Source organism: Limnospira indica PCC 8005, from assembly GCF_000973065.1.
GTDB classification, from domain to species: Bacteria; Cyanobacteriota; Cyanobacteriia; order Cyanobacteriales; family Microcoleaceae; genus Limnospira; species Limnospira fusiformis.
The window spans coordinates 2,728,281-2,749,442 of sequence record NZ_FO818640.1; the positions used below are offsets into that span (position 1 = coordinate 2,728,281).

General features: G+C 44.6%; 18 protein-coding genes. 12 read left to right on the forward strand and 6 right to left on the reverse strand.

The features are described from left to right. Nucleotides 1–152 precede the first annotated feature (152 nt). Nucleotides 153–2,525, forward strand: coding sequence for a serine/threonine-protein kinase (locus XZ46_RS11875; RefSeq protein WP_008050693.1), 2,373 nt, complete (start codon nucleotides 153–155; stop codon nucleotides 2,523–2,525). Then, entirely contained in the window at nucleotides 2,503–2,685 is a 183-nt protein-coding gene (locus XZ46_RS36625) for a hypothetical protein (protein WP_071533606.1), read from the forward strand. Before XZ46_RS11875 ends, XZ46_RS36625 begins: the two co-directional genes overlap by 23 nt. A gap of 416 nt (nucleotides 2,686–3,101) precedes the next feature. Here the strand turns inward: XZ46_RS36625 and XZ46_RS11880 are convergent, their stop codons facing one another. Next, nucleotides 3,102–3,626, reverse strand: a complete 525-nt coding sequence (locus XZ46_RS11880) for a peroxiredoxin (protein WP_006625757.1) — start codon at nucleotides 3,624–3,626, stop codon at nucleotides 3,102–3,104. Between the two features lie 177 nt (nucleotides 3,627–3,803). Here XZ46_RS11880 and XZ46_RS11885 point away from each other — a divergent pair, with 177 nt between their 5' ends. The 8 genes from XZ46_RS11885 to XZ46_RS11920 all read left to right on the forward strand — a co-directional run bounded on the left by XZ46_RS11885 (nucleotide 3,804) and on the right by XZ46_RS11920 (nucleotide 12,591). Further along, nucleotides 3,804–4,256 carry a Fur family transcriptional regulator gene (locus XZ46_RS11885; protein ID WP_006625756.1) on the forward strand — a complete coding sequence of 151 codons (453 nt, stop codon included), beginning with the start codon at nucleotides 3,804–3,806 and terminating at the stop codon, nucleotides 4,254–4,256. 285 nt (nucleotides 4,257–4,541) lie between these two features. After that, nucleotides 4,542–5,525: an acetyl-CoA carboxylase carboxyl transferase subunit alpha gene (gene accA / locus XZ46_RS11890; protein WP_006625755.1), complete on the forward strand. Its 984-nt coding sequence runs from the start codon at nucleotides 4,542–4,544 to the stop codon at nucleotides 5,523–5,525. 159 nt (nucleotides 5,526–5,684) lie between these two features. Beyond that, a complete protein-coding gene (locus tag XZ46_RS11895) occupies nucleotides 5,685–6,410 on the forward strand; it encodes an SDR family oxidoreductase (protein WP_006669154.1) in 726 nt (241 codons plus the stop codon). A gap of 60 nt (nucleotides 6,411–6,470) precedes the next feature. After that, nucleotides 6,471–7,190 (forward strand): GTP cyclohydrolase I FolE, encoded by a 720-nt coding sequence (gene folE, locus XZ46_RS11900; protein ID WP_006625752.1) that lies wholly within the window; start codon nucleotides 6,471–6,473, stop codon nucleotides 7,188–7,190. A 155-nt stretch (nucleotides 7,191–7,345) separates the two neighbouring features. Continuing rightward, nucleotides 7,346–7,864, forward strand: coding sequence for a hypothetical protein (locus tag XZ46_RS11905; protein WP_157234391.1), 519 nt, complete (start codon nucleotides 7,346–7,348; stop codon nucleotides 7,862–7,864). 142 nt (nucleotides 7,865–8,006) lie between these two features. Then, nucleotides 8,007–9,440: a phosphoglucomutase/phosphomannomutase family protein gene (locus XZ46_RS11910; protein WP_006625750.1), complete on the forward strand. Its 1,434-nt coding sequence runs from the start codon at nucleotides 8,007–8,009 to the stop codon at nucleotides 9,438–9,440. 283 nt (nucleotides 9,441–9,723) lie between these two features. Continuing rightward, a complete protein-coding gene (locus XZ46_RS11915; RefSeq protein ID WP_006625748.1) occupies nucleotides 9,724–11,448 on the forward strand; it encodes a DMT family transporter in 1,725 nt (574 codons plus the stop codon). An 87-nt stretch (nucleotides 11,449–11,535) separates the two neighbouring features. After that, complete coding sequence (locus XZ46_RS11920) at nucleotides 11,536–12,591, forward strand: AI-2E family transporter (RefSeq protein ID WP_006625747.1); 1,056 nt, start codon at nucleotides 11,536–11,538, stop codon at nucleotides 12,589–12,591. 9 nt (nucleotides 12,592–12,600) lie between these two features. Here XZ46_RS11920 and XZ46_RS11925 read toward each other — a convergent pair whose 3' ends face one another. The 4 genes from XZ46_RS11925 to XZ46_RS11940 form a co-directional block, all read right to left on the reverse strand. Beyond that, complete coding sequence (locus XZ46_RS11925) at nucleotides 12,601–13,140, reverse strand: GAF domain-containing protein (protein WP_006625746.1); 540 nt, start codon at nucleotides 13,138–13,140, stop codon at nucleotides 12,601–12,603. 909 nt (nucleotides 13,141–14,049) lie between these two features. Continuing rightward, complete coding sequence (locus XZ46_RS11930) at nucleotides 14,050–15,411, reverse strand: NCS2 family permease (protein ID WP_048895066.1); 1,362 nt, start codon at nucleotides 15,409–15,411, stop codon at nucleotides 14,050–14,052. A gap of 26 nt (nucleotides 15,412–15,437) precedes the next feature. Beyond that, nucleotides 15,438–16,274: a TdeIII family type II restriction endonuclease gene (locus XZ46_RS11935; protein ID WP_008050707.1), complete on the reverse strand. Its 837-nt coding sequence runs from the start codon at nucleotides 16,272–16,274 to the stop codon at nucleotides 15,438–15,440. 3 nt (nucleotides 16,275–16,277) lie between these two features. Then, a complete protein-coding gene (locus XZ46_RS11940; RefSeq protein WP_008050708.1) occupies nucleotides 16,278–17,615 on the reverse strand; it encodes a DNA cytosine methyltransferase in 1,338 nt (445 codons plus the stop codon). Between the two features lie 63 nt (nucleotides 17,616–17,678). Between XZ46_RS11940 and XZ46_RS11945 the strand changes: the two genes are divergently transcribed. Further along, nucleotides 17,679–18,788, forward strand: coding sequence for an S-(hydroxymethyl)glutathione dehydrogenase/class III alcohol dehydrogenase (locus XZ46_RS11945; RefSeq protein WP_008050709.1), 1,110 nt, complete (start codon nucleotides 17,679–17,681; stop codon nucleotides 18,786–18,788). Between the two features lie 145 nt (nucleotides 18,789–18,933). Further along, nucleotides 18,934–20,145 (forward strand): DUF790 family protein, encoded by a 1,212-nt coding sequence (locus XZ46_RS11950; RefSeq protein WP_006625741.1) that lies wholly within the window; start codon nucleotides 18,934–18,936, stop codon nucleotides 20,143–20,145. A 51-nt stretch (nucleotides 20,146–20,196) separates the two neighbouring features. Here the strand turns inward: XZ46_RS11950 and XZ46_RS11955 are convergent, their stop codons facing one another. Further along, on the reverse strand, nucleotides 20,197–20,580 hold the full coding sequence (locus XZ46_RS11955) for a hypothetical protein (RefSeq protein ID WP_006625740.1): 384 nt from the start codon (nucleotides 20,578–20,580) through the stop codon (nucleotides 20,197–20,199). Nucleotides 20,581–21,162: the final 582 nt, after the last annotated feature.

The following is a 21,162-nucleotide window of genomic DNA, read 5'->3' on the forward strand; positions in this document are numbered from 1 at the left end:
CAATGTTTTGGGGATAAATTTAGGGAACCCAGGTGGTTTTCAGGGCTAGTTTAACCTGCTATAATAGCTACCAATCCCATAGTATAGCGATCAAAGTACCGACCTGCCCCTAAAATGTGCCAAAATCTGAAATTTTCTTGAGGCTAAACTGAATGCTTCCTAAAGTTATTGGTGGGCGCTACAAATTACTACAAAGGATTGGAGGAGGATCATTTGGCCAGACCTATCTGGCCGAGGATAGTCAGTTGCCTGGAAACCCTGAATGTATCGTTAAGCAACTCAAACCTCAAATTACTGATCCAGGAACCCTACAAACAGCTAGAAGGCTATTCAACAGCGAGGCTCAAGTGTTGCATAGCTTAGGTTCTCGCCATCCTCAAATCCCGACATTGTATGCTTACTTTGAAGAAGACCAGGAATTCTATCTGGTACAGGAGTTAGTAAGGGGGGAACCCCTAACAGAAGAACTACCCCATGGCAGCCATTGGACAGAAGCCCAGGTAATTGACTTTTTGGAGGATATTCTGTCAATTTTGGATTATGTCCATCAGCAAAACGTGATCCATCGGGATATTAAGCCCTCTAATATTATGCGACGCCATGCCGATCAAAAGTTGATGCTGATTGACTTTGGGGCGGTTAAACAAATTCAGAAAGCAGCCGGGGGTAGTGATTCTAATTTGACCGTTGCTATTAGTACATACGGCTATTCGCCACCAGAGCAACTTCAGGGGAAACCCCATTTTAGCAGTGATTTGTATGCGGTGGGAATGACGGCAATTAGGGCTTTAACAGGTATTCACCCTCACCAATTAGAACGAGATCAGGCGGGAGAATCAATCTGGAAGCCGAAAGCCTGTGTTAGTGACGGACTGTGTGCTATTTTAGACCGGATGGTGGCATCTCATCTGGTCGATCGCTATCAGTCCGCCGCAGAGGTTTTGGCTGACGTGAAACGACTTAAACAGGTGGTAAATGACCCAACTATCCTCACCAATGCAGGGGGAGTAGTCGCCGCGACTCAAGTGCGCCCCTCGGCTACTGGGGGAAATATTTATGGGGAAGAAACCAGACAACAAACGGTGACGGGAACTGGAGGGGCAAATAATTTACCTCCAACTATTGCACCCTCACCTGGTCAGGGTGTGGCGCAGTTGCCAACTCTGGTTAACCCCAATCCGACAAAGGTTTCCAAAGGGTCATCGGTCAAAGGATTGTATGTCGGGGCGGCTTTGGCTGGGTTGCTGGTATTTTTGGGATTGTTTGAGCTAGTAGTGCCGACTTTTAGACCTGCTTACTATGTGCGACGGGGTAATCAACTGTTAAACGATGGTAACACCGAAGATGCTCGCAATATGTTTGTTCGCGCTACTGAAATTCAACCTAATCATGCGGCTGCTTGGGCGGGTCAAGCCGATGCTTTGGCGGAATTGGGAAGGCACGATCGCGCTTTGGTCGATTATCAAAAAGCTCTGGAACTAGACCCGGATAACTCTGATGTGCTGACCAGTAAGGGAACATTACTTTACCAAATGGGAGAACCCCAGAAGGCTTTAGATGCTCATGAACAGGCGATCGCTATTGATCCTAATAATGCCAGGGCTTGGCATGGTAAGGGTATTGCTTTAATTGGTTTGCAGCGATACGATGAGGCGGTGTCGGCTTTTGAGCAGGCGAAGACTATTAGACCATCTGCTCCTAGTGTTTGGCAAAGTAAGGCGCTCGCTCTCGAATATCAGGGGAAAATGGCTGAGGCGGCGCAGGTGTATTCCGAAGCACTGGCTACCTATGATGATATTTTGAGAGAACAACCTCGACGAGCCGAAATTTGGGTGGAACGCGGTTCTGTACTGAGTAAGTTGGGCCGCCATGAACAGGCTTTAGAGTCCTATCAGAAGGCTTTGGAAATTAACCCACAGCACTTTCAAGCCCTACTACAAAAGGGCAATGTCTTGTTTTCTCCCCTCGGACGTACTGAAGAGGCGGTGAGGATATCAGATCGCGCTATTGAAGTTCAGCCAGAGTCTCATCTAGCTTGGCATAATCGAGGCTCTATCCTGGCTGGTGGTCGGGGAGATTTTGAAGGGGCGATCGCCGCCTATGACCGAGCGATTGAGTTGCGGCCTTCCTTTGTCCCGGCTCTACGAGATCGGGGGTTTGCTCTCAGCCAGTGGAGTCAGGCGCTAAGGGCTGAAGGAAATACGTCAATGGCTAATGCCAAGATTAATGAGGCTCTGGAGTCTTTCGACCGGGCTTTGAATATTAATCCTAATGACCATCAATCATTAGTGGGTAGGGCGATCGCTTTTAGTCATCAAGGGCGCTATGACGAGTCGCTCAATGCCTTCGATAAAGCCCAGGAAATTCAACCCCAAGATCCCTTGATTTTGGTGAATAGGGGTTTAGTTTTGGAAAGAATGGGCCGATATAACGAGGCGATCGATGCTTATGATGAAGCTCTGAAAATTCAACCCGGTTTCCCCCCGGCGGTGCGATCGAAAAATCAATTGCAACAGCGCCTATAATTCACGTAAAACTCCTGGGAGGGTTGGAAGCTCCGTGATTTATCGCGGAGAGGAAAACCGACTCAAGCGGCTGACCGCCGCCAGCACCCCCTTGCGGGGTGGAGGGGTATGGTTGCCCCTCCATGGAGCTATGGTTGGCTCCGACTCCCTTGCGGGGTAATGTTTGCGCTTGCGCTAACGCGCACGCTGCGCGAACGCCAATGTTCAGAGTCGGTACTATCCAAATCGCACGTCCTTAACCCCTTAGAGATGTTTAACGATTCGGTTCTAGGGCCTGGAACTAGCACGCATTCCAGGGTAGGAACTTTAACTCTTGCTCTGAACGTAGCCAGTTAAGGCTATAGCTGGTCAGCTACCTGAAAGGGGGGCACGAAGCCCCTGTGCTTCAGCCGGGGGTGCTGACTGATAGAAACTTCGGGAGTTTTCTCCCCAGACTGCCAAGGACTGGGGGGGATTAATATAGACGTTATATATGCGCCCACATTTTCCCACGCTACTATATTAGCTAAAATCCCCAAAAATGTCAAGGGGAAATATCGAGAAACCCCCCTGATAATGAGGGGGGCGTTGGAGGGATTAACCTTTCAGATAAGCCAACATGGTATCAGCATCAGAGACTTCAAAGGGGTCTGTGGGGCAGTTATCGCCGAAGTCTGGTTCCACAAAGATTTTCTCAATTTTGCCATCGTTAACGACCATAGAATAGCGCCAAGAACGCATCCCAAAACCGAGGTTAGACTTATCAACCAACATCCCCATTTTGCGGGTAAATTCGCCATTACCATCAGGGAGTAAGAAGACTTTTTCAGCGCCTTGTTGTTTACCCCATTGGAACATTACAAAAGCGTCATTAACAGAAACGCAGACAATCTCATCAATTCCTTGACCTTTGATTTCATCGTAGAGTTCCTCATAGCGGGGTAGGTGTGTGGAGGAACAAGTAGGGGTAAAAGCACCAGGTAGGGAAAAGACGACAACTCGCTTACCGCCAAAAATTTCTTGGGTGGTTCTGTCTTGCCAACGGAAGGGGTTAGGGCCACCTACGGACTCGTCACGAACGCGGGTTTTGAATACAACGTCGGGTACTTTTTCGATAACCATAGTTTGTCGATGGAGTTTACTAAAAATGTTCTTAATTCAGAATAATTCTGATTTGTCTATTTGTAAATGAGTATTTATAACTATTTTAAGAATGAGTCTGATTTCAAGTTGACTCTGGACTAGAAACAGATATAATGGGGCATGAGTAGAAAAAACTGAGACCAATAGCGATCTGAGATGGAGAGTGGACTAGAGCAAACAGAAATTGTCAAACGGCTGAAGGGGAAAGGTTTAAAGGTAACTCCTCAGCGTTTTGCGATCTATGCTAATCTGTTGTCTCGTGCTGACCATCCCACGGCGGAACAACTACTGACAGATTTAAATAAGGATTTTCCGGTATCTTCTCAGGCGACGGTTTATACTTCTGTGCAGCTACTAAAGGAAGTGGGGTTAGTGCGGGAAGTGTTGCTGGAGCAGGGGGTAGCCAGGTATGATGGAAATGTCGCGCCACATCACCATTTTCAGTGTCGCCAGTGTAAAGCGATCGCAGATATTGCTTGGGAAAAACTCTCGCAAGTAGATCTGAGCCAATTGGGGTCAGGTTTAGTGGCGGAAAGTTACGAAGTGACAGTGCATGGTTTATGTGAGAATTGCGCCGGAGAAAATGCCCAGAAACCGGATGCAGAATAGCAATTCCGAGGCGAGAGCGCCCAAAACAGATGATCGAGGGGGGTCTGATACCAATTGATGGTATAATCAGGGGCAACCGGAGCAAAATAGTAGCCGTGGTGGGCGAACTTTTGTAGAAAAGCTAGACGCTGTGATTGACCAAAAATTGGCTGTTCCAAGGTTGACAACGGCGGCTGAAACAGGAAGCCTGGGCTGTAGGGGGAAGTGGGAAACTCACGCCCACCTAGCGCACCGGGTACGTCACCAAAAGATTGTAATTACTCGCTACTAAAGGTTAATTGAGGCGTGGCCACACCCAACCGCAAACCAATTTTACTAGATTTTGAAAAGCCCCTAGCCGAACTGGAGGCTCGTATTGATCAAATTCGCCAACTGGCGGAGGAAAATGGGGTTGATGTTTCTGATAAAATTCGGCAGTTAGAAAGCAGGGCGACCCAACTGAGACAGGAAATATTTAGTAGCCTGTCACCGTCGCAGCGTCTGCAACTAGCGAGGCATCCACGTCGCCCCAGCACCTTAGATTATATCCAAGCGATGAGTGATGAGTGGATGGAAGTGCATGGCGATCGCCGAGGGTATGATGATCCGGCGTTAGTGGGGGGAGTAGGGCGTTTAGCGAATCAACCGGTAGTAATGCTAGGCCATCAAAAGGGTAGGGACACTAAAGATAATGTGGCTCGTAATTTTGGCATGGCAGCCCCCGGAGGTTACCGGAAGGCGATGCGACTAATGGAACACGCCAACCGCTTTGGTATGCCGATTTTAACCTTTATCGATACTCCCGGAGCCTGGGCTGGGGTAGATGCGGAAAAATTAGGTCAAGGGGAGGCGATCGCCTATAATTTAAGAGAAATGTTTAGCCTAGATGTTCCGATTATTTGCACAGTAATCGGTGAAGGAGGGTCAGGGGGAGCTTTAGGTATAGGAGTAGGGGAACAGCTATTAATGCTCGAGCATTCTGTGTATACAGTAGCCACCCCAGAGGCTTGTGCTGCCATTCTTTGGAAAGATGCAGGCCAAGCGCCCCAAGCCGCTCAGGCTCTCAAAATTACTGCCCCAGATCTCAAAGAATTAGGGATTATCGATCAGATTGTACCAGAACCCGATGGGGGAGCGCACAGCAACCCCCTAAAGGCTGCTGAAAAGCTCAAGCAATGTCTGGTAAGGACTTTGGGTGAATTAATGTCTTTAACCCCAGAGCAGCGCCGAGAAATGCGCTATCAGAAATTCCGCCAGATCGGGGTATTTTCGGAGATAGTTCCGGCATAAGTCAGGGAGGCATTTCAGGTATTTTGGGTCAAAATTTTGCGCGATTGTATTGATAGAGATATAATGTCTGAGTAACAAATTTTAACAATTATCTCACAATCAGCAATTGCAGCAGTTGTTAAATCAGTTAAAACCAAGCAAACCTCATCCAAACCGTAAATGAGTTCACCCCCAGAACGACGAGCGCTAATCACAGGGGCCAGTAGTGGCATGGGCAAGGAAATTGCCCTAGCCTTTGCAGATATTGGCATTCATGTCGCGTTAGTGAGTCGATCGCTAGAAGCATTGGAAGCGGTAGCTGAGTCGGCCAGAAAAGCGGGAGTAGAAGCGAAAGCCTACGCCTTAGACTTATCGAAAACCGACCAAGTTCACGCGCAAATTGACACGATTTCCGCCGCCTTTGGCCCCTTCAATATTCTAGTGAATAATGCAGGCATGGGCTATACAGAATCCTTGGCGAATACCCCCTTAGAAGACTGGCAAAAGATTATAGATTTAAATTTGACCAGTGTTTTTGAATGTATTAAAGGCGTATTACCAGGAATGCGAGAAAAAGGTGGGGGAACCATAGTCAATATTGTTTCCATTGGTGGTAAGCAAGTTTTCCCAAATTGGGGCGCTTATTGTGTGAGCAAATTCGGATTAATGGCGCTATCAAAAGCCCTAGCGATCGAAGAGCGCCCCTATGGAATCAGAGTAACGGCATTATGTCCTGGGTCCGTAAATACTGGTTTATGGGATACAGAGACTGTGGACGCTGATTTCGATCGCAGTTTGATGTTAAGCCCGTCAACTGTTGCCCAATCAGTTGTACACACAGTGCAACTGCCGCCAGAAGCTACCATTGACGAACTGATTTTAATGCCAAATATCGGTACGTTCTAAATGTGTAATTCTGTTATCTGTTAACCATTTCACTTTGTTCTGAATTGTTTTCAATTTATTATGACCATCGCATCGTCAAACAGTTTTAATTCTGCCGATACATCTAATCCAAATGGCATGAAAAATGTAGATAACCAGAGTCGGATTGCCACCCGTCCGGATCGGAGTTCTTCTTGGCACGCCAGCCCTCAAAACCTGGGCAGGAGGGAAGTTACTCAGGAAGAAATGATGGGTGCTGTAGAAACAATTTTGTTAGGGGTAGGGGAAGACCCAGAAAGGGAAGGACTGCTAAAAACCCCGAAAAGAGTCGCTGAAGCCATGCGATTTCTGACCAACGGCTACAGTCAATCCCTGGAAGAACTGGTAAATGATGCCATCTTTGACGAAGGACATGAAGAGATGGTTTTAGTCAGGGATATTAATTTCTTTAGCTTGTGTGAACATCATATGCTACCCTTCATGGGTAAAGCCCATGTGGCTTATATTCCCAACCAAAAGGTAATTGGATTAAGCAAACTGGCTCGTGTGGTAGAGATGTATTCCCGTCGCCTTCAGGTGCAGGAACGTCTGACCCGACAAGTAGCCGAAGCTATCCAAAGCGTCCTAGAACCCCAAGGGGTAGCGGTGGTGATGGAAGCAAGCCATATGTGTATGGCAATGAGAGGGGTGCAGAAACCAGGTTCTTGGACAGTTACCAGTGCCATGATTGGTGTCTTCCAAGATGATCAGAAGACCAGGGAAGAATTTTTGAATCTCATCCGTCACCAACCTTCCTTTTAACTGATTTAATACCCCAGCCTGACCTCAAGTAGGGGAGGGTTCACGAGTAACGGGGGTGGAAATAGAGTCGCGCGTAGGAAAGGAACCCGCCCTCAGAGTCTGTCTGGGAATGGGGGGCGGTTTTCACAGACAAACCTCCCGAATCCAGAACAATAATGGTAGGGGCGCGCCTCCGCGGTCAATTCTCGGACCTCACCAGGATATTAATAAACCCGCCCTCCGGGTTCCGCGGTCAATTATCGGACCTCACCAGGATATTAATAAACCCGCCCTCCGGGTTCCGCGGTCAATTATCGGACCTCACCAGGATATTAATAAACCCGCCCTCCGGGTTCCGCGGTCAATTATCGGACCTCACCAGGATATTAATAAACCCGCCCTCCGGGTTCCGCGGTCAATTATCGGACCTCACCAGGATATTAATAAACCCGCCCTCCGGGTTCCGCAGTCAATTCTCGGACCTCACCAGGATATTAATAAACCCGCCCTCCGGGTTCCGCAGTCAATTCTCGGACCTCACCAGGATATTAATAAACCCGCCCTCCGGGTTCCGCAGTCAATTCTCGGACCTCACCAGGATATTAATAAACCCGCCCTCCGGGTTCCGCGGTCAATTATCGGACCTCACCAGGATATTAATAAACCCGCCCCGCTCGGCGTATTCCTCACTATAAGAGGCTCGAATCGGCTAAACAGAGGTAATACGCCGTGGGAGAAGCCCGCACCATAGTCTGGCATGGGTGGCGGGTGTACGTCACTTAATAGAATCACCCCCGATGGTGCATAGTTTGGCAGCTTTCTAGCTAGGATAACCCAATGACTCAACCCATTAAATTTGGTACTGATGGCTGGCGAGGCGTAATTGCTGATGATTTCACCTTTGAGCGAGTTAGGTTGGTGGCTCCGTTGGCCGCAATGGTGCTACAACAAACGTTTCCCGACACCGGCAATAAAACTATAATTGTTGGTTACGATCGCCGTTTTTTGGCGGAAGAGTTTGCTGGGGCAGCGGCCGCAGCCATTCAACAGGCGGGGTTTGATGTTAAACTTAGCAGCAGCTATGCACCAACTCCCGCTTTTAGTCTGGCAGCCTATCAACAGCAGGCTTTAGGGGCGATCGTGATTACCGCCAGCCATAATCCCGGTAAATATTTGGGACTCAAGGTGAAGGGCGGATTTGGTGGTTCAGTGAATCCTGATGTCACCCAAAAGATTGAAAGCCTTTTAGATAAGCCTCTTCCAGATGCCGAGATTCCTGGTAGTTTGGAATCCTTCGACCCTTGGCCGGGATATTGTGAAACTTTGAGATCCAAAGTCAATATGGCTGCTATTCATGAGGCGATCGCTTCTGGAAAGTTGACCGTGTTTGCTGATGTGATGCACGGTGCGGCAGCCGGAGGACTGGGGCGACTGATTGGCGATGGTGTACAGGAAATTAATAGCGATCGCGACCCGCTGTTTGGCGGCGGCGCACCGGAACCTTTACCCCGCTATTTGTCTGAACTGTTCCGACAGATTAAAAGCCATACCCCCAAAGCTAATGGAGTCACAGTCGGGCTAGTTTTTGATGGAGATAGCGATCGCATTGCAGCAGTAGACGGCCAGGGAAATTTCCTCAGTTCTCAGGTTCTAATTCCGATTCTGCTAGAACACCTATCAACCAGACGGGGATTTACTGGGGAAGTAATCAAAACCGTGAGTGGTTCTGACCTAATTCCTCGGATAGTAGAAATGTTTAACCTGCCATTGTACGAAACCCCCATTGGCTATAAATATATTGCTGATCGGATGTTATCCAATGCCGTACTAATTGGCGGTGAAGAGTCCGGAGGCATTGGTTATGGCAATCATATCCCCGAACGGGATGCACTCCTGTCAGCCCTTTATGTCCTAGAATCCGTCGTAGAGTCAGGGGAAGACCTGAGCCAAACTTATCACCGTCTACAGCAGCAGGTCAACTTCAGTTCAGCTTACGATCGCATTGATTTACCCTTAGCTAGTATGGATGTGCGTCAGAAGCTAGTCACTGAGTTAGAGAATAACCCTCTGACAGAAATCGCTGGCGTGAAAGTAGTCCATTGTCTGACTGTAGATGGTTACAAGTTCCGATTAGCCGATAATCGTTGGTTACTAATCCGCTTTAGTGGTACCGAACCAGTCTTGCGCCTTTACTGCGAGGCAGATAGTATGGAAACCGTAAAGCAAACCCTAAATTGGGCTAAGGATTGGGCGTTAAGCCATAATGCTTGACCTTGGACCTCATCTAATGATGCCAAGCTAGTTGGAACGTGCGTCAGTAGTTGATGGTTTCGGGTTTCCCGTTAATGACCTCAACCTGACGCACCCTAGTTAGATGCCAAATTGGCGATCGCGCCCCGTTATCTCTAATAACTGCCCAACAGTGCCTAATAGTCTGTCCTCTTGTCAAGTTAAGTGTACGATTGTGCCTTTCCTGTTTTAATGAATGAGTGGACAGTAAGCCTGAGAACAGAGTAAAGAGAAAAACATACATAATAGGGCCAGATTTGCTCTCATGCTTCAGATCGATTCAGAGGTTAATCGCGCTATGGGGAAACAAGACTATCAACCGAAACCCTCCGGTAATGATGACAGTAGACCACCAGAAGAGGTCTTAAATACAATCATTCAAGAGGTGGAGGCTTTCCACCGGAATTTTAGGGATCGGCTATCACAGGATGTCCTACGACTTCAGCAGGATAAAGATCGTCTGATCGCTGATATTGAAAGCCTCCAGCGAAAACATCAGCAGTTGCAATCACAACAATCAGAAACTTTATCCGAACGGGACCTAGCCAAACAACGGGTGTGGCTCAAGCAACTGGCGCAAATTTTAGCTAATAATTTGCAACGGGAACTGATTGCGCGTATTAATCAAATACGGGTTGAATCTGATCAACCTTTGCTGTCAGCGGAGACTGCTCCTATGCTGTCTGGGAGTTCAGAGGCTGCTGATTTAGCTCCCCAGGAGTTAGAAGCAGTTTTAGAAGGCAGTCTTAATCAGACTTTTCACGGTCTACAGCAGGAGTTAAATAGCTATCACAGCGATTTATCTCAGCGGTTGAGCAATATGCAAAGCCTGGAACAGCAGGTTGAGACCTTGCTAGAAACCGTCGTAAATCGGTTGCGACAGCAGTTGAATGCTACCGAAGATTTAACACCAGATTCACCCCGCGTTTTACCGCCAGGCTCCCGTGACAAGCGGGAACTTGAGATTACACATAAACCGCCTCAGACTCCTAGTCCCCCTTCTAGTGTGCAGGTGGGTTTGTTTTTGGCGCTCATGTCCGCCTTGGTACTGTCGCTGTTTAATGTCTGTTTGAGGATTCTTCTCAAAACCCCTGATACTCCCAAAGTCATGTTTGGGCTGTTTGAGATCGATGGGGTGATTACTCCGGGTTTGGGAAATTCTCTACTGATTCTGTTGCTGCGAATGGTCGTGGTAATGCTACTCATGCCCTTTTTGGCAACTTTTCTCTATCCGGCGGTTTGGACTGATATTCGCAGATTTCTGAACTCCGGAGACTCTAAACTTATTGTAACGGTTATCGGTAGCGGTTTCTTCCTGTTTTTGTCTCAGGTTTGTATCTATATTGCGATCGGTGAAATTCCCACAGGGATTGCCATTACCATCTTCTTTGTCTACCCGATTATCACCGTTTTGGCTTCCTGGGGACTTTTTGGCGATCGGCCTACTTTAATTAGAATAGGAGCAATGTTCACCATTTTAATTGGTGGTATTTTATCTCTACCTAACTTTTTTGGAGGAGCCGCAGGTAATACCGAAATTGGAGTTTTAGCAGCCTTGGGGGCGGGAATTGCCTTTGCTGGTTATGTACTACTCACCCAAATTGCTGCCGGAAAATTGCACCCAATTCCATTTAGTTTGGTCAATTTTGCTTCCATTTTTGTCTTTTGTTCTTTAAGTTTGATGTTCTTACCAGATAATCTCGGATTGGAAGTTAACCCCGATTTATGGAATCCCATTATCATCGGTGGGGCGATTTTAGGGGTACTAACCCTATTGAGTTATTTACTTAATAACTTCGCTATTCGTTCCGCCGGGGCTGCACTGGCTTCCATTATCGGCACTTCTGGACCTGCATTAACAGCTTTGCTGGCTTTTCTGATTATTGGTGAGGCTTTGAGCTTAAAGCAAATTTCAGGAATGGGTTTGGTAATTATCGGAGTGGGAAGTATGAGTGTCGAAAGGATGTTAGTTGCTAAACGCAAGGCTTAGTTATGAGTTACGGAACTGTCTTTGGCAGTTCCGATCCTCTATTTTTATTGAGATTTATAGATATCAACTTTTGAGTCCTATTTACACATGAGCAAACAGACCAGTAAGCCCTTTGAGAATTTTTTGAGTAATTCTCGTTTAGTTCGTTATTTGCTCCTGTTTGCTTTTGGTTGGGCGTTTATTCAATTTATTGCTTATTTTCAAACCATCATAATTGTTTTTGTCTTTGCCGCTATTTTTGCCTTTTTGCTCAATTATCCCGTGCAATGGCTACAGAAATATACCAGCCATACTGTCGCCGTTGTAGTCGTGTTTTTAACTAGCTTATTATTGCTCATAGGTTTAGTAGCAACTTTGGGCTTGGCTATAGTTTCCGAGTTGCAACAATTTGTCAGCCAAGCACCAGATTTATTGGATTCTTTTGTCAATCTTGTTGACCAAATAGAAACCTTGCTAAAAAATGCTAATATTCAGGTTGATTTAGATTTTTTACAAGAGGATTTAAAGCAGGAAGTCTCCAATTTATTTAGTTTTGGGACGGCGGCTGTTGGCAAAATTTTATCTGGTTTGGTGGAATTTATTATTATCTTAGTAGTCACATTTTTTATGCTACTTAATGGCGAGGAACTTTGGGCATCTTTTCAAAGTTTTTTCCCATCTAATATCGAGGATTTGACCTTATCTTTGAGAAATAACTTCTTGGGCTTTTTTAGGGGGCGATTAATTTTATCTGTTTTTTTTGGATTCTCTGCTTTTTTTGTCTATTTAATTCTACAAGCGCCCTATCCCCTATTTTTGGCGACTTTAGTGGGAGTTTTTGATTTAATTCCGGGGGTCGGTGCGACCATTGGAATTATTCTGTCAGCCATAATTGTTTTACCAAAGGGAATTTTAATTAGCTTACAAGTGATAGTTTATTGCGTTTTATTACAGCAGATTGAGGAAAATATTTTGATGCCTCGAATTATGCAAAATTCTGTTAATCTCAATCCGGTTATTATCTTTTTTGCTTTATTACTCGGTGCCAGAATAGCCGGATTTTTGGGCTTGTTTTTATCCATTCCTATTGCTGCTGTAATTGTGGGTTTTGTGAACATAAAAAATGCCGGGGTTAAGCAAATACCAGGCAAAAATGAACAGTAATTAATGGCATTAGTCCAAAAATGGTGATTCTGATAATAATTTAGCCGCCTGTTTCATGGTTTCAATTTCGGCATTAACCCAAGAGTGGGAGGTTTGACAATAGTGGGCAATTAGTAATCCCCATAATTGTTGATTTTTAACCACTGGAACCGCTAAATTTGCCTTAACTCTGATGCTTTTCAGAAAATCGCGGTGACAGGAGTCAATGTCAGCTTCATCAATATCTGAAATTGCCGATATTCTCCCTTCTAAATAGAGTCTAGCATATTGATCATTGAAACAATCATCAGCCCCAGTTGAGCCATAAATCGAATAGTCGATATAACGCAGTGATTCAAAGGTAACTTGTCCGCGCCACTGCTTATAAAAGTAGTATAAGACTATCCGATCGCTTTTCAGGTGTTTTCGTAACCCATTCAGGGTTTCCTGAATTAGGCGATCGCGATCTTCCACCTGTTGTAAACGTTCAACAAATTGTTGAAAGCGTGGATCACTGTTAGGATTAGGGTTGCTATTGGTTGAATCACCGAATATATTAGGGAAGTTCATCTCTTGTAATTAAGTTCAGAATACAAGGTAGGGGTCGAGAGGGAAGTCGCCTTCCCCCACTCCCATTCAAAACCGTGCTTGATACTTTCGCATCACACGGCTCCTGATGTAGATACCCCTTGGCAACGGGAACAGGGTTACCAACCCCTGCTTTTGTACTTCAACTTTTGGAGCTAAATACAACATCGTAGTGTTTAAACTCGCTTTCGCCGTTAAACTCCTGTTGATTGCAGTAACTATATCTACACCGTGACTAGTGGGCATATCCTAACCATTACAATTAGGCATTGGCTTTCAGTCACATCCCTTCCCCTTAAAGGCATACGATTACACTTTCACTACTCAACAAGATGTACCTGCCGAGAGCCTAAAAAAAGGGGTTTAAACGTTCCGTTTATATGGGCATTCCATCTTTAGACTTGTCCTTTCCACCGGGGTACTTAAAAAGGTCTGTGTAGGTGTTGTATGGAAAACCCTACTTTTCCCCTTGCTCTTTTGAGCGCAGCGTGGCAACCTATTACGCTACTCAATAATGACGATGGTTCAAGCCAGACATTCGGTTTCCCTAGTCATGGATGGTTGGCAGTGGTCGCATTTGGTAGTAGGTTCTACTTCACGCCTTCCGTTCCCCGCTTCAATCCCAAGGTTGTGTATCCTGAAACTGGGGGTGGCTATCGCCTTTACTCTCTACTCCCTGATTTCTCAGTTTGTTTATGACCTTGAGTCCCCTGCCTTGCTCAGATTTCTCCAAGCGTCGGGACATATAAACAGTTATGGGATGGTCAGGGATGTGAATCCCTTATATTCCACAAAGGGGTGGAAGTCCCACTAGGAGGCTATTTCGGGCATTGCATCCCTATTTCACTCCTAAACGTCTCGCACCCATTGTCTCATTATAACACGGCAATACTAGCCACCAACCAACACAAATTTTAATACAAAAATGGCAGCTAAGACCCACATGGCAATAGTAGTTTCCGACCATTTACCCTGGAGAGTTTTCAGAATTGGATAAGCAATTAATCCAGCCGCAAAACCATCAGCAATAGAGTAGCTAAGAGGCATAATAAATAGGGTTAAAAATGCCGATATAGACTCAGCCGGGTCGTCCCAAGCAATTGACCGGACACTAGCCATCATCAACACTCCTACTATAATTAACGTGGGGGCGGTAGCAAAAGATGGAATCCCCGCCAGTAGGGGTATAAATAGCATCGAAAGTAAAAATAAAACCGCCACGGTAATGGCATTAAATCCACTGCGTCCCCCTTCGGAAATACCTGATGCTGATTCAATATAAGTTGTGACCGTTGAAGTGCCTAAAATTCCCCCTATTGTCGTGCCAACAGCATCCGCAATAAATGCCCTATTTGCCCTGGGAAGTTCGCCTTTTTCGTTGATATATCCGGTTTTCATCCCTAAGCCAGTTAAGGTGCCGACGGTATCGAATAAATCCACAAACAGAAACACAAATATAACCGTTATGAGTTGCCAAAAATTACCCTCTAATATTCCCCCTAAACCGACGAATGCTTGACCTAATAAATCTCCGGGAAATTGTGGTAAACTAATGAAACCTTGCGGCCAGGGGGCAATGCCTAAAATCCACCCTAATAATGCCGTGGCGATAATACCCCATAATAAAGCCCCAGTAATGCGACGGACGACAAAAGCAGCAGTGATTAAAATGCCAATTAGGGTAATTAATACTGTGGGTTGGCTGAGGTCGCCTAGGGTGGTAACGGTAGCTTCGGATGAGATAATTAAACCTGTCTTGGTCAGGGCTATATAGGCGATAAATAGACCTATTCCGGCGGCGGTGGCGTGTTTAATACCGCTGGGAATGGCGGTGACAATTTGGGCGCGAATATTTCCGAAGGTGAGGGCGATAAAAATTAATCCCTCGATGAAAATTGCGCCTAGGGCGACTCGCCAGCTAATTCCTTGGCTGAGGACGACGGAAAAGGCAAAATAAGCGTTTAAACCCATTCCTGGGGCTAGGGCGAAGGGATAGTTAGCATATAGCCCCATAATTAGGGTAGCAATGGCGGCGGATAATGCGGTGGCGATCGCAATTTCTCCGAATAGGTCGCCAGGGGTTTCTAAAAAAATGGCATTGGAAAGAATATCGGGGTTAACCGCCAAAATATAAGCCATAGTCACAAAGGTAGTGACCCCTGAAACTATTTCGGTTCGCAGGTTAGTTTGGAGTGGCTGAAATTGGAAAAATTTAGATATGGCGTTTTCTTGAGATGGTGAATTTTCAGTCATGGTCATTACTTTGTGTCAGAATATATTTACAAACCAAATGCTAATTGATCCAGGATCGATTTTTCCATGTCTCGACCCACTTCTAAATAAATACTGAGAACTTCCTCATATGTTCCTTCTCCACCAATGACTGTCCAAAATTGATCTCCAACAAGCACTGTATCATCAAAAGGCAAATATTTTTTGGCAACACTCCATTTATAGTTTTCTAATTTTCCCCAAGGATTGTAAGGCATTGCATAATAGGCTTGGGTCTCCATTTCTAAAGAATGAGTGAATAAATGAAATCGTAGTAGGCGTTGCAAAACTTCCAAACATTGACCCTTATTGGGCTTGGGACTTTTGATTTCAAATAAAATTGCCTCATTATTATTATTTATGATTTTTAAATCAACTTGAACGACTTTCTCTTCTAGATCATGATCTCTACAGCAGTTTATCACAGATTCCAGCATCTCGGAAAATGATGGTTTTGCCGAATTTAACTGAATTGCTCGATCATATCTTTCTTTTTGTCTTTCAATTTCATCTAATGCACTTGAACTGACCTCAGCCATCAGAGTATAACTACGAACCGCTTCTCGATGATTCTGAATAGCAATAAGTTTAGCAACTTCTTCAAATGTACTTCCTAAACTTGTACTAAATCCACGCTCAAAAGCAGTAATTTTAAGTAATGATGAAGGTAATATTGCAGCATGAAAAGGTCTAAGTTCTCCCTTAGATGAATTTCTTGATAGATACTCTTGGGCAGTAGTAATTTGTTTGAATTTACGATTTTTATAACTACGGACTAAGTTTTGTATAAATCCCTCCAAAAAGCCTTTAATTTTTTGCCTGGTTTGAGAATTAATAGTTGACATTTTTTAAGCCTCCCAAATAAAAGGTAACAATGATTTTACAATGTAATCAACGACCGGGACGGGGACAGCATTACCTAGTTGTTTTTTGGCAATACTGGGATTTTGATGTAACACAAACCAATCGGGAAAACCTTGTAATCTTGCTGTATCTCTGGGGGTGATTTCTTTGTATTTTTGGGGATGATAGATAGTCTTTATAAACTCTTGCTTATATCGTTGATGATTCTGACAATTAAAGTATTTAGTTGCTACAAATATTTTGGTTCCGGTCGCGGTGAGAGTGGCGATCGCTTCGGCGTGCGCGAGATAGATTTTGGCGACTCCGTTAATACCAGAAGATATTTTAGAATTCACAAATTCATAACCCCTATTTTCTACATATCTTAAAATTCGTTGGTCGATAAGTTGATTAAGTTCCGATTCTTGTAAATCATTAATTAACTGTTGTAATGCTGCTAAAGGAATGGGATTCCCGTCTTGGGGACCATAGATTTTTTTGCGCCTATTTTTCAGGATTATATCACAGATTTGTTTTTGGCGATCGCTTGTTTCGATTAAATCCCAAGAATGGATAGTTGTTTGTCCATTTCGCACGTCGGAAAACAGAAAAAAATCATTAAGTTCATCATTTTTTTGAAAGCGACCTCGGGCTGGGGGGATATGGTTGCCAAATAAAACCTGGGGCGAAAACTTTTTTTTGATCACTGGTTTTTGAGAGACTCCTTCCACAAAATCAAACAGTTTTGGATGTAGATTTAAAGGTTGGGGAAACTGGAAGTTTTGACCTTGATTAATGTCTCGACGTATTCCTACAATAAAAACGCGATCGCGGTCTTGTGGTAAGCCAAAATCTGAGGCATTAATTACCTGCCATTTTAGATGATAATTGGCGGCGGATAATTCCTCAAGAATACTCTCAAACTGTGGGCGGTGTCTGGGGTCGGTCAAACCTTTAACATTTTCGAGGATAAAAGCTAAGGGTTGATTCATTTTAATCACTCGAATAGTATCTAACCATAACTGACCTCTTGGGTCATCTAACCCCCGAAGTTTTCCCGCAATTGACCACGGTTGACAAGGAACTCCCCCCGTGATTAAATCGACCGTAAAGGGTAATTTATGAAGCGATCGCATATCTCCCAGGTTGGGTTCATCAAGATTAGCATCTCTGATAAAATTTTGTTTATATACTTGTATAGAATTCGCGGCAATTTCCGAATATCCCAAACATTTACCGCCCCAATTTTCTAAAGCAATGCGGAAGCCACCAATACCAGAGAATAGGTCAACAAAGGTAAATTTAGGTTGGCTAATTTCCAGATTAAATAAGTCTGTTTGCATTTATTTATCCCCAGATTCTGAGTTATGATAATCTAAATAATCATATCAAATCAGAGGTATACTATGGAAGTTAAAGCCGCCGTGGCTTGGTCAGCCGGAAAACCCCTCAGCCTAGAAACTGTCCATCTGGAAGGTCCAAAAGCCGGGGAAGTGTTAGTCGAAATTAAAGCTACAGGAATTTGTCATACTGATGCTTATACATTATCTGGTGCTGACCCAGAGGGATTATTTCCAGCCATTTTAGGACATGAAGGCGCGGGAATTGTAGTAGAAGTAGGACCAGATGTCAAAAGTCTTAAACCTGGTGATCATGTCATCCCGTTATATACTCCAGAATGTCGTCAGTGCGAGTATTGTCTTAGCATGAAAACCAACCTTTGTCAAGCTATTAGAGGAACCCAAGGAAAGGGATTAATGCCTGATGGTAGTAGCCGTTTTTCTAAAGATGGCAAAATGATTCATCATTATATGGGAACTTCCACCTTTTCTAACTATACGGTTTTGCCAGAAATTGCCGTGGCAAAAATTCGGGAAGATGCGCCTTTTGAGAAAGTTTGTTATATCGGTTGTGGGGTAACAACGGGTATCGGCGCGGTCATTAATACGGCGAAAGTTGAACCGGGTTCTAGAGTTGTAGTTTTTGGCTTGGGGGGGATTGGCTTAAATGTAATACAAGGGGCGAAAATGGTGGGATCTGATATGATTGTCGGGGTTGATATTAACCCGCAAAAGCGAGAAATTGCCGAAAAATTTGGGATGACTCATTTTGTGAATCCCGCCGAAATTGAGGGTGATTTGGTGGCTTATTTGGTGGATTTAACCAAGGGTGGCGCTGACTATAGTTTTGAGTGTATTGGTAATGTTCAAGTTATGCGTCAGGCTTTAGAATGCTGTCATAAAGGTTGGGGGGTGAGTGTTATTATCGGGGTAGCATCAGCGGGACAGGAAATTAGTACCCGTCCGTTTCAGTTGGTGACAGGAAGGGTTTGGAAAGGGTCGGCTTTTGGTGGCGCAAGGGGTCGGACTGATGTGCCGAAAATTGTTGATTGGTATATGGAGGGTAAGATTAATATTGATGATTTAATTACTCATGTTTTGCCTTTTGAACAGATTAACGAAGGGTTTGATTTGATGCACCGAGGAGAGTCTATTCGCAGTGTGGTAATGTTTTAATACGAGGCTAAATCAATGACAAGTGTGAGATAATCCGAACCCACGCCTCGATCGCATTTCTCTGGTCTATGGGAATGAGTCAACCGCCTCACCCATAGAAAGGCGATCGCCACAACTGATAATCTTCGATTAACTTTACCCTTATATGTTACCCACTGATTTACTCAGCTATCGACAAAATGGAGAAACAATTATCCCTCTGAGATTACCAATTAATCAGGGAAATTTAGCGATCGCCTCCGAAATCATAGAACAATTTACCAACTGCGTCAACCATAGCCAAGGAGAATTAAACCGCCAACTCCAAGACTTAGAAGGAGATAGCCCCAACTATCGCATCAAACGAGGATTAGCCCACTTACTTAGGAGTGGTTTTTGTACTTTTGAAATCATCAGCCCTCTCGACCCCGAAAAATTACGAGAAAGGGTATTTTCCGCAGCCGCTAAATCGATACCTTCTCCTGATTCTACCGCGCAAACTTTAGAGGAATTATCCCTGAAATTAACCGCCGAATTAAAACGGGAAGTTTTCCCCTCCGAAATTCAAGTAGGACTATATGCAGATCTCCAAGAAAACCGGATTCTTACCCAGTTTGATACCCCCACCCCAGAAGCCTTAATTCACCGTTATAACTTGTCACAAGTACAGGGTATATTTTATCGTGCTAGTGAGATAAAAATCAACGCCTACCGTAACGACCCAGGAGAATATAAACTTTTGTTTCGGTACTTAAAATTATTTCAGTTAATGGCGTATATTGAAGGAGACGCAGACCATGGATTTACCATTACAGTAGACGGACCAACCAGCTTATTTAAAGCTAGTACACGCTATGGGTTAGCCTTAGCTAAAATGATACCAGCTTTACTCCATGTCACTAAATGGAGTCTACAGGCGACCCTACAACAGCGAGACCCTTATACTAAGGAAATTAAAAAGGGTCGTTACACCCTCAATTCTGACTGTCAATTAGTTAGCCACTATCCCCCAGGTAAAGCCTACGACAGCATGATTGAGGAGTCTTTTGCTGACCGTTGGAGTTCCCTAAAAACCGAGTGGCGACTAGAAAGGGAAGTAGATTTAATTCCCATTCCTGGTAGTGTGATGATTCCCGATTTTCGGTTAGTTCATCCTGATGGTAGAATGTTTCTGTTAGAAATAGTTGGTTATTGGCGATCGGAATATTTAAGAAAGAAATTCTCTCAAGTGCGGCAGTCTGAATGCGACTGTTTAATTTTAGCTATTTCTGAACGTTTAAACCTAGCCAAAGCGGGAGTTAAAATTAGTGAGATTCCCGCGCGTGTAGTTTGGTTTAAGGGTAAATTATCCCCGAAAGCAGTGTTAGAAGTCCTGTAGAGGCGGTTTTATATTTCTGTTTTTATATCATAAAACCGCCTTTAATTATTCCTAATAATCAACCATAAAGGTATTAATATGGCTGGAATTGGTGGGGTTAGATTGAGGTGGCGGTTCTGGATTATTGACAGGAAGATTATTTGGAGGTTTAGGGGAAGGTGGAACTGATAATTCAGTTACATCTTTTTCTAGTTCTCCTAGTTGGTCTTCAATCAATGCGAGTCGTTGTTCGATGATATGGCTCCGACTTTGTAAAACCTCCAATTCTTCAGTTAGGCGATTTTTTTCAACCGCTAGTAGATATGAATTTCGGTAAAGATTAGCCTGAGACTTCTGACGTGGAATGGCACTAAGTTTAGGTTGGATTTGGCGATGATATTTATATCTCATGGGTCTAAAATTTTGAGTGACAGGTAAGGTCGGACGAGAAGTCACCTTCTCGAACTCCTATTCAAAACCGTGCTTGATACTTTCGCATCACACGGCTCCTGATATGGATACCCTTTTTGTCAATAGGAACAGGGTTACGAACCCCTGCTTTCGTACTTCAACTTTTGGAGTTGTATGCACACGTAGTCTTTAAACTCGCTTTCGCCATTAGGCTCCTACTAATTGCAGTATCTATATCCATACCGCGACCTGTGGGCATATCCCAGCCATTACAGATGGGCATTGGCTTCTGGTCGCATCCTTCACCCTCCGAGACTTGCGCTTACACTTATCACTACTGCCTATGAGTAATATTGCTCACTTGTTTATAGGCAGAGTCTTGGAGGGGTTACAACGTTCCGATTATATGGGCATTCCATCGTTAGATTTGTCCTCAGAACCGGGGTACTTTTAAAGGTCTGTGTAGGTAGTCGGACGAACCCCCTACTTTTCCCCTTGCCCTTTTGAGCGCAGCGTGTCAACCTATTTCGCTGCTAGTGTATTACGATGGTTCAAGTCGGACATTCGGTCTTCCTAATCATAGATGGTTGGCAGTGGTCGCGTCTTGGTAGTAGGTTTTACCTCACG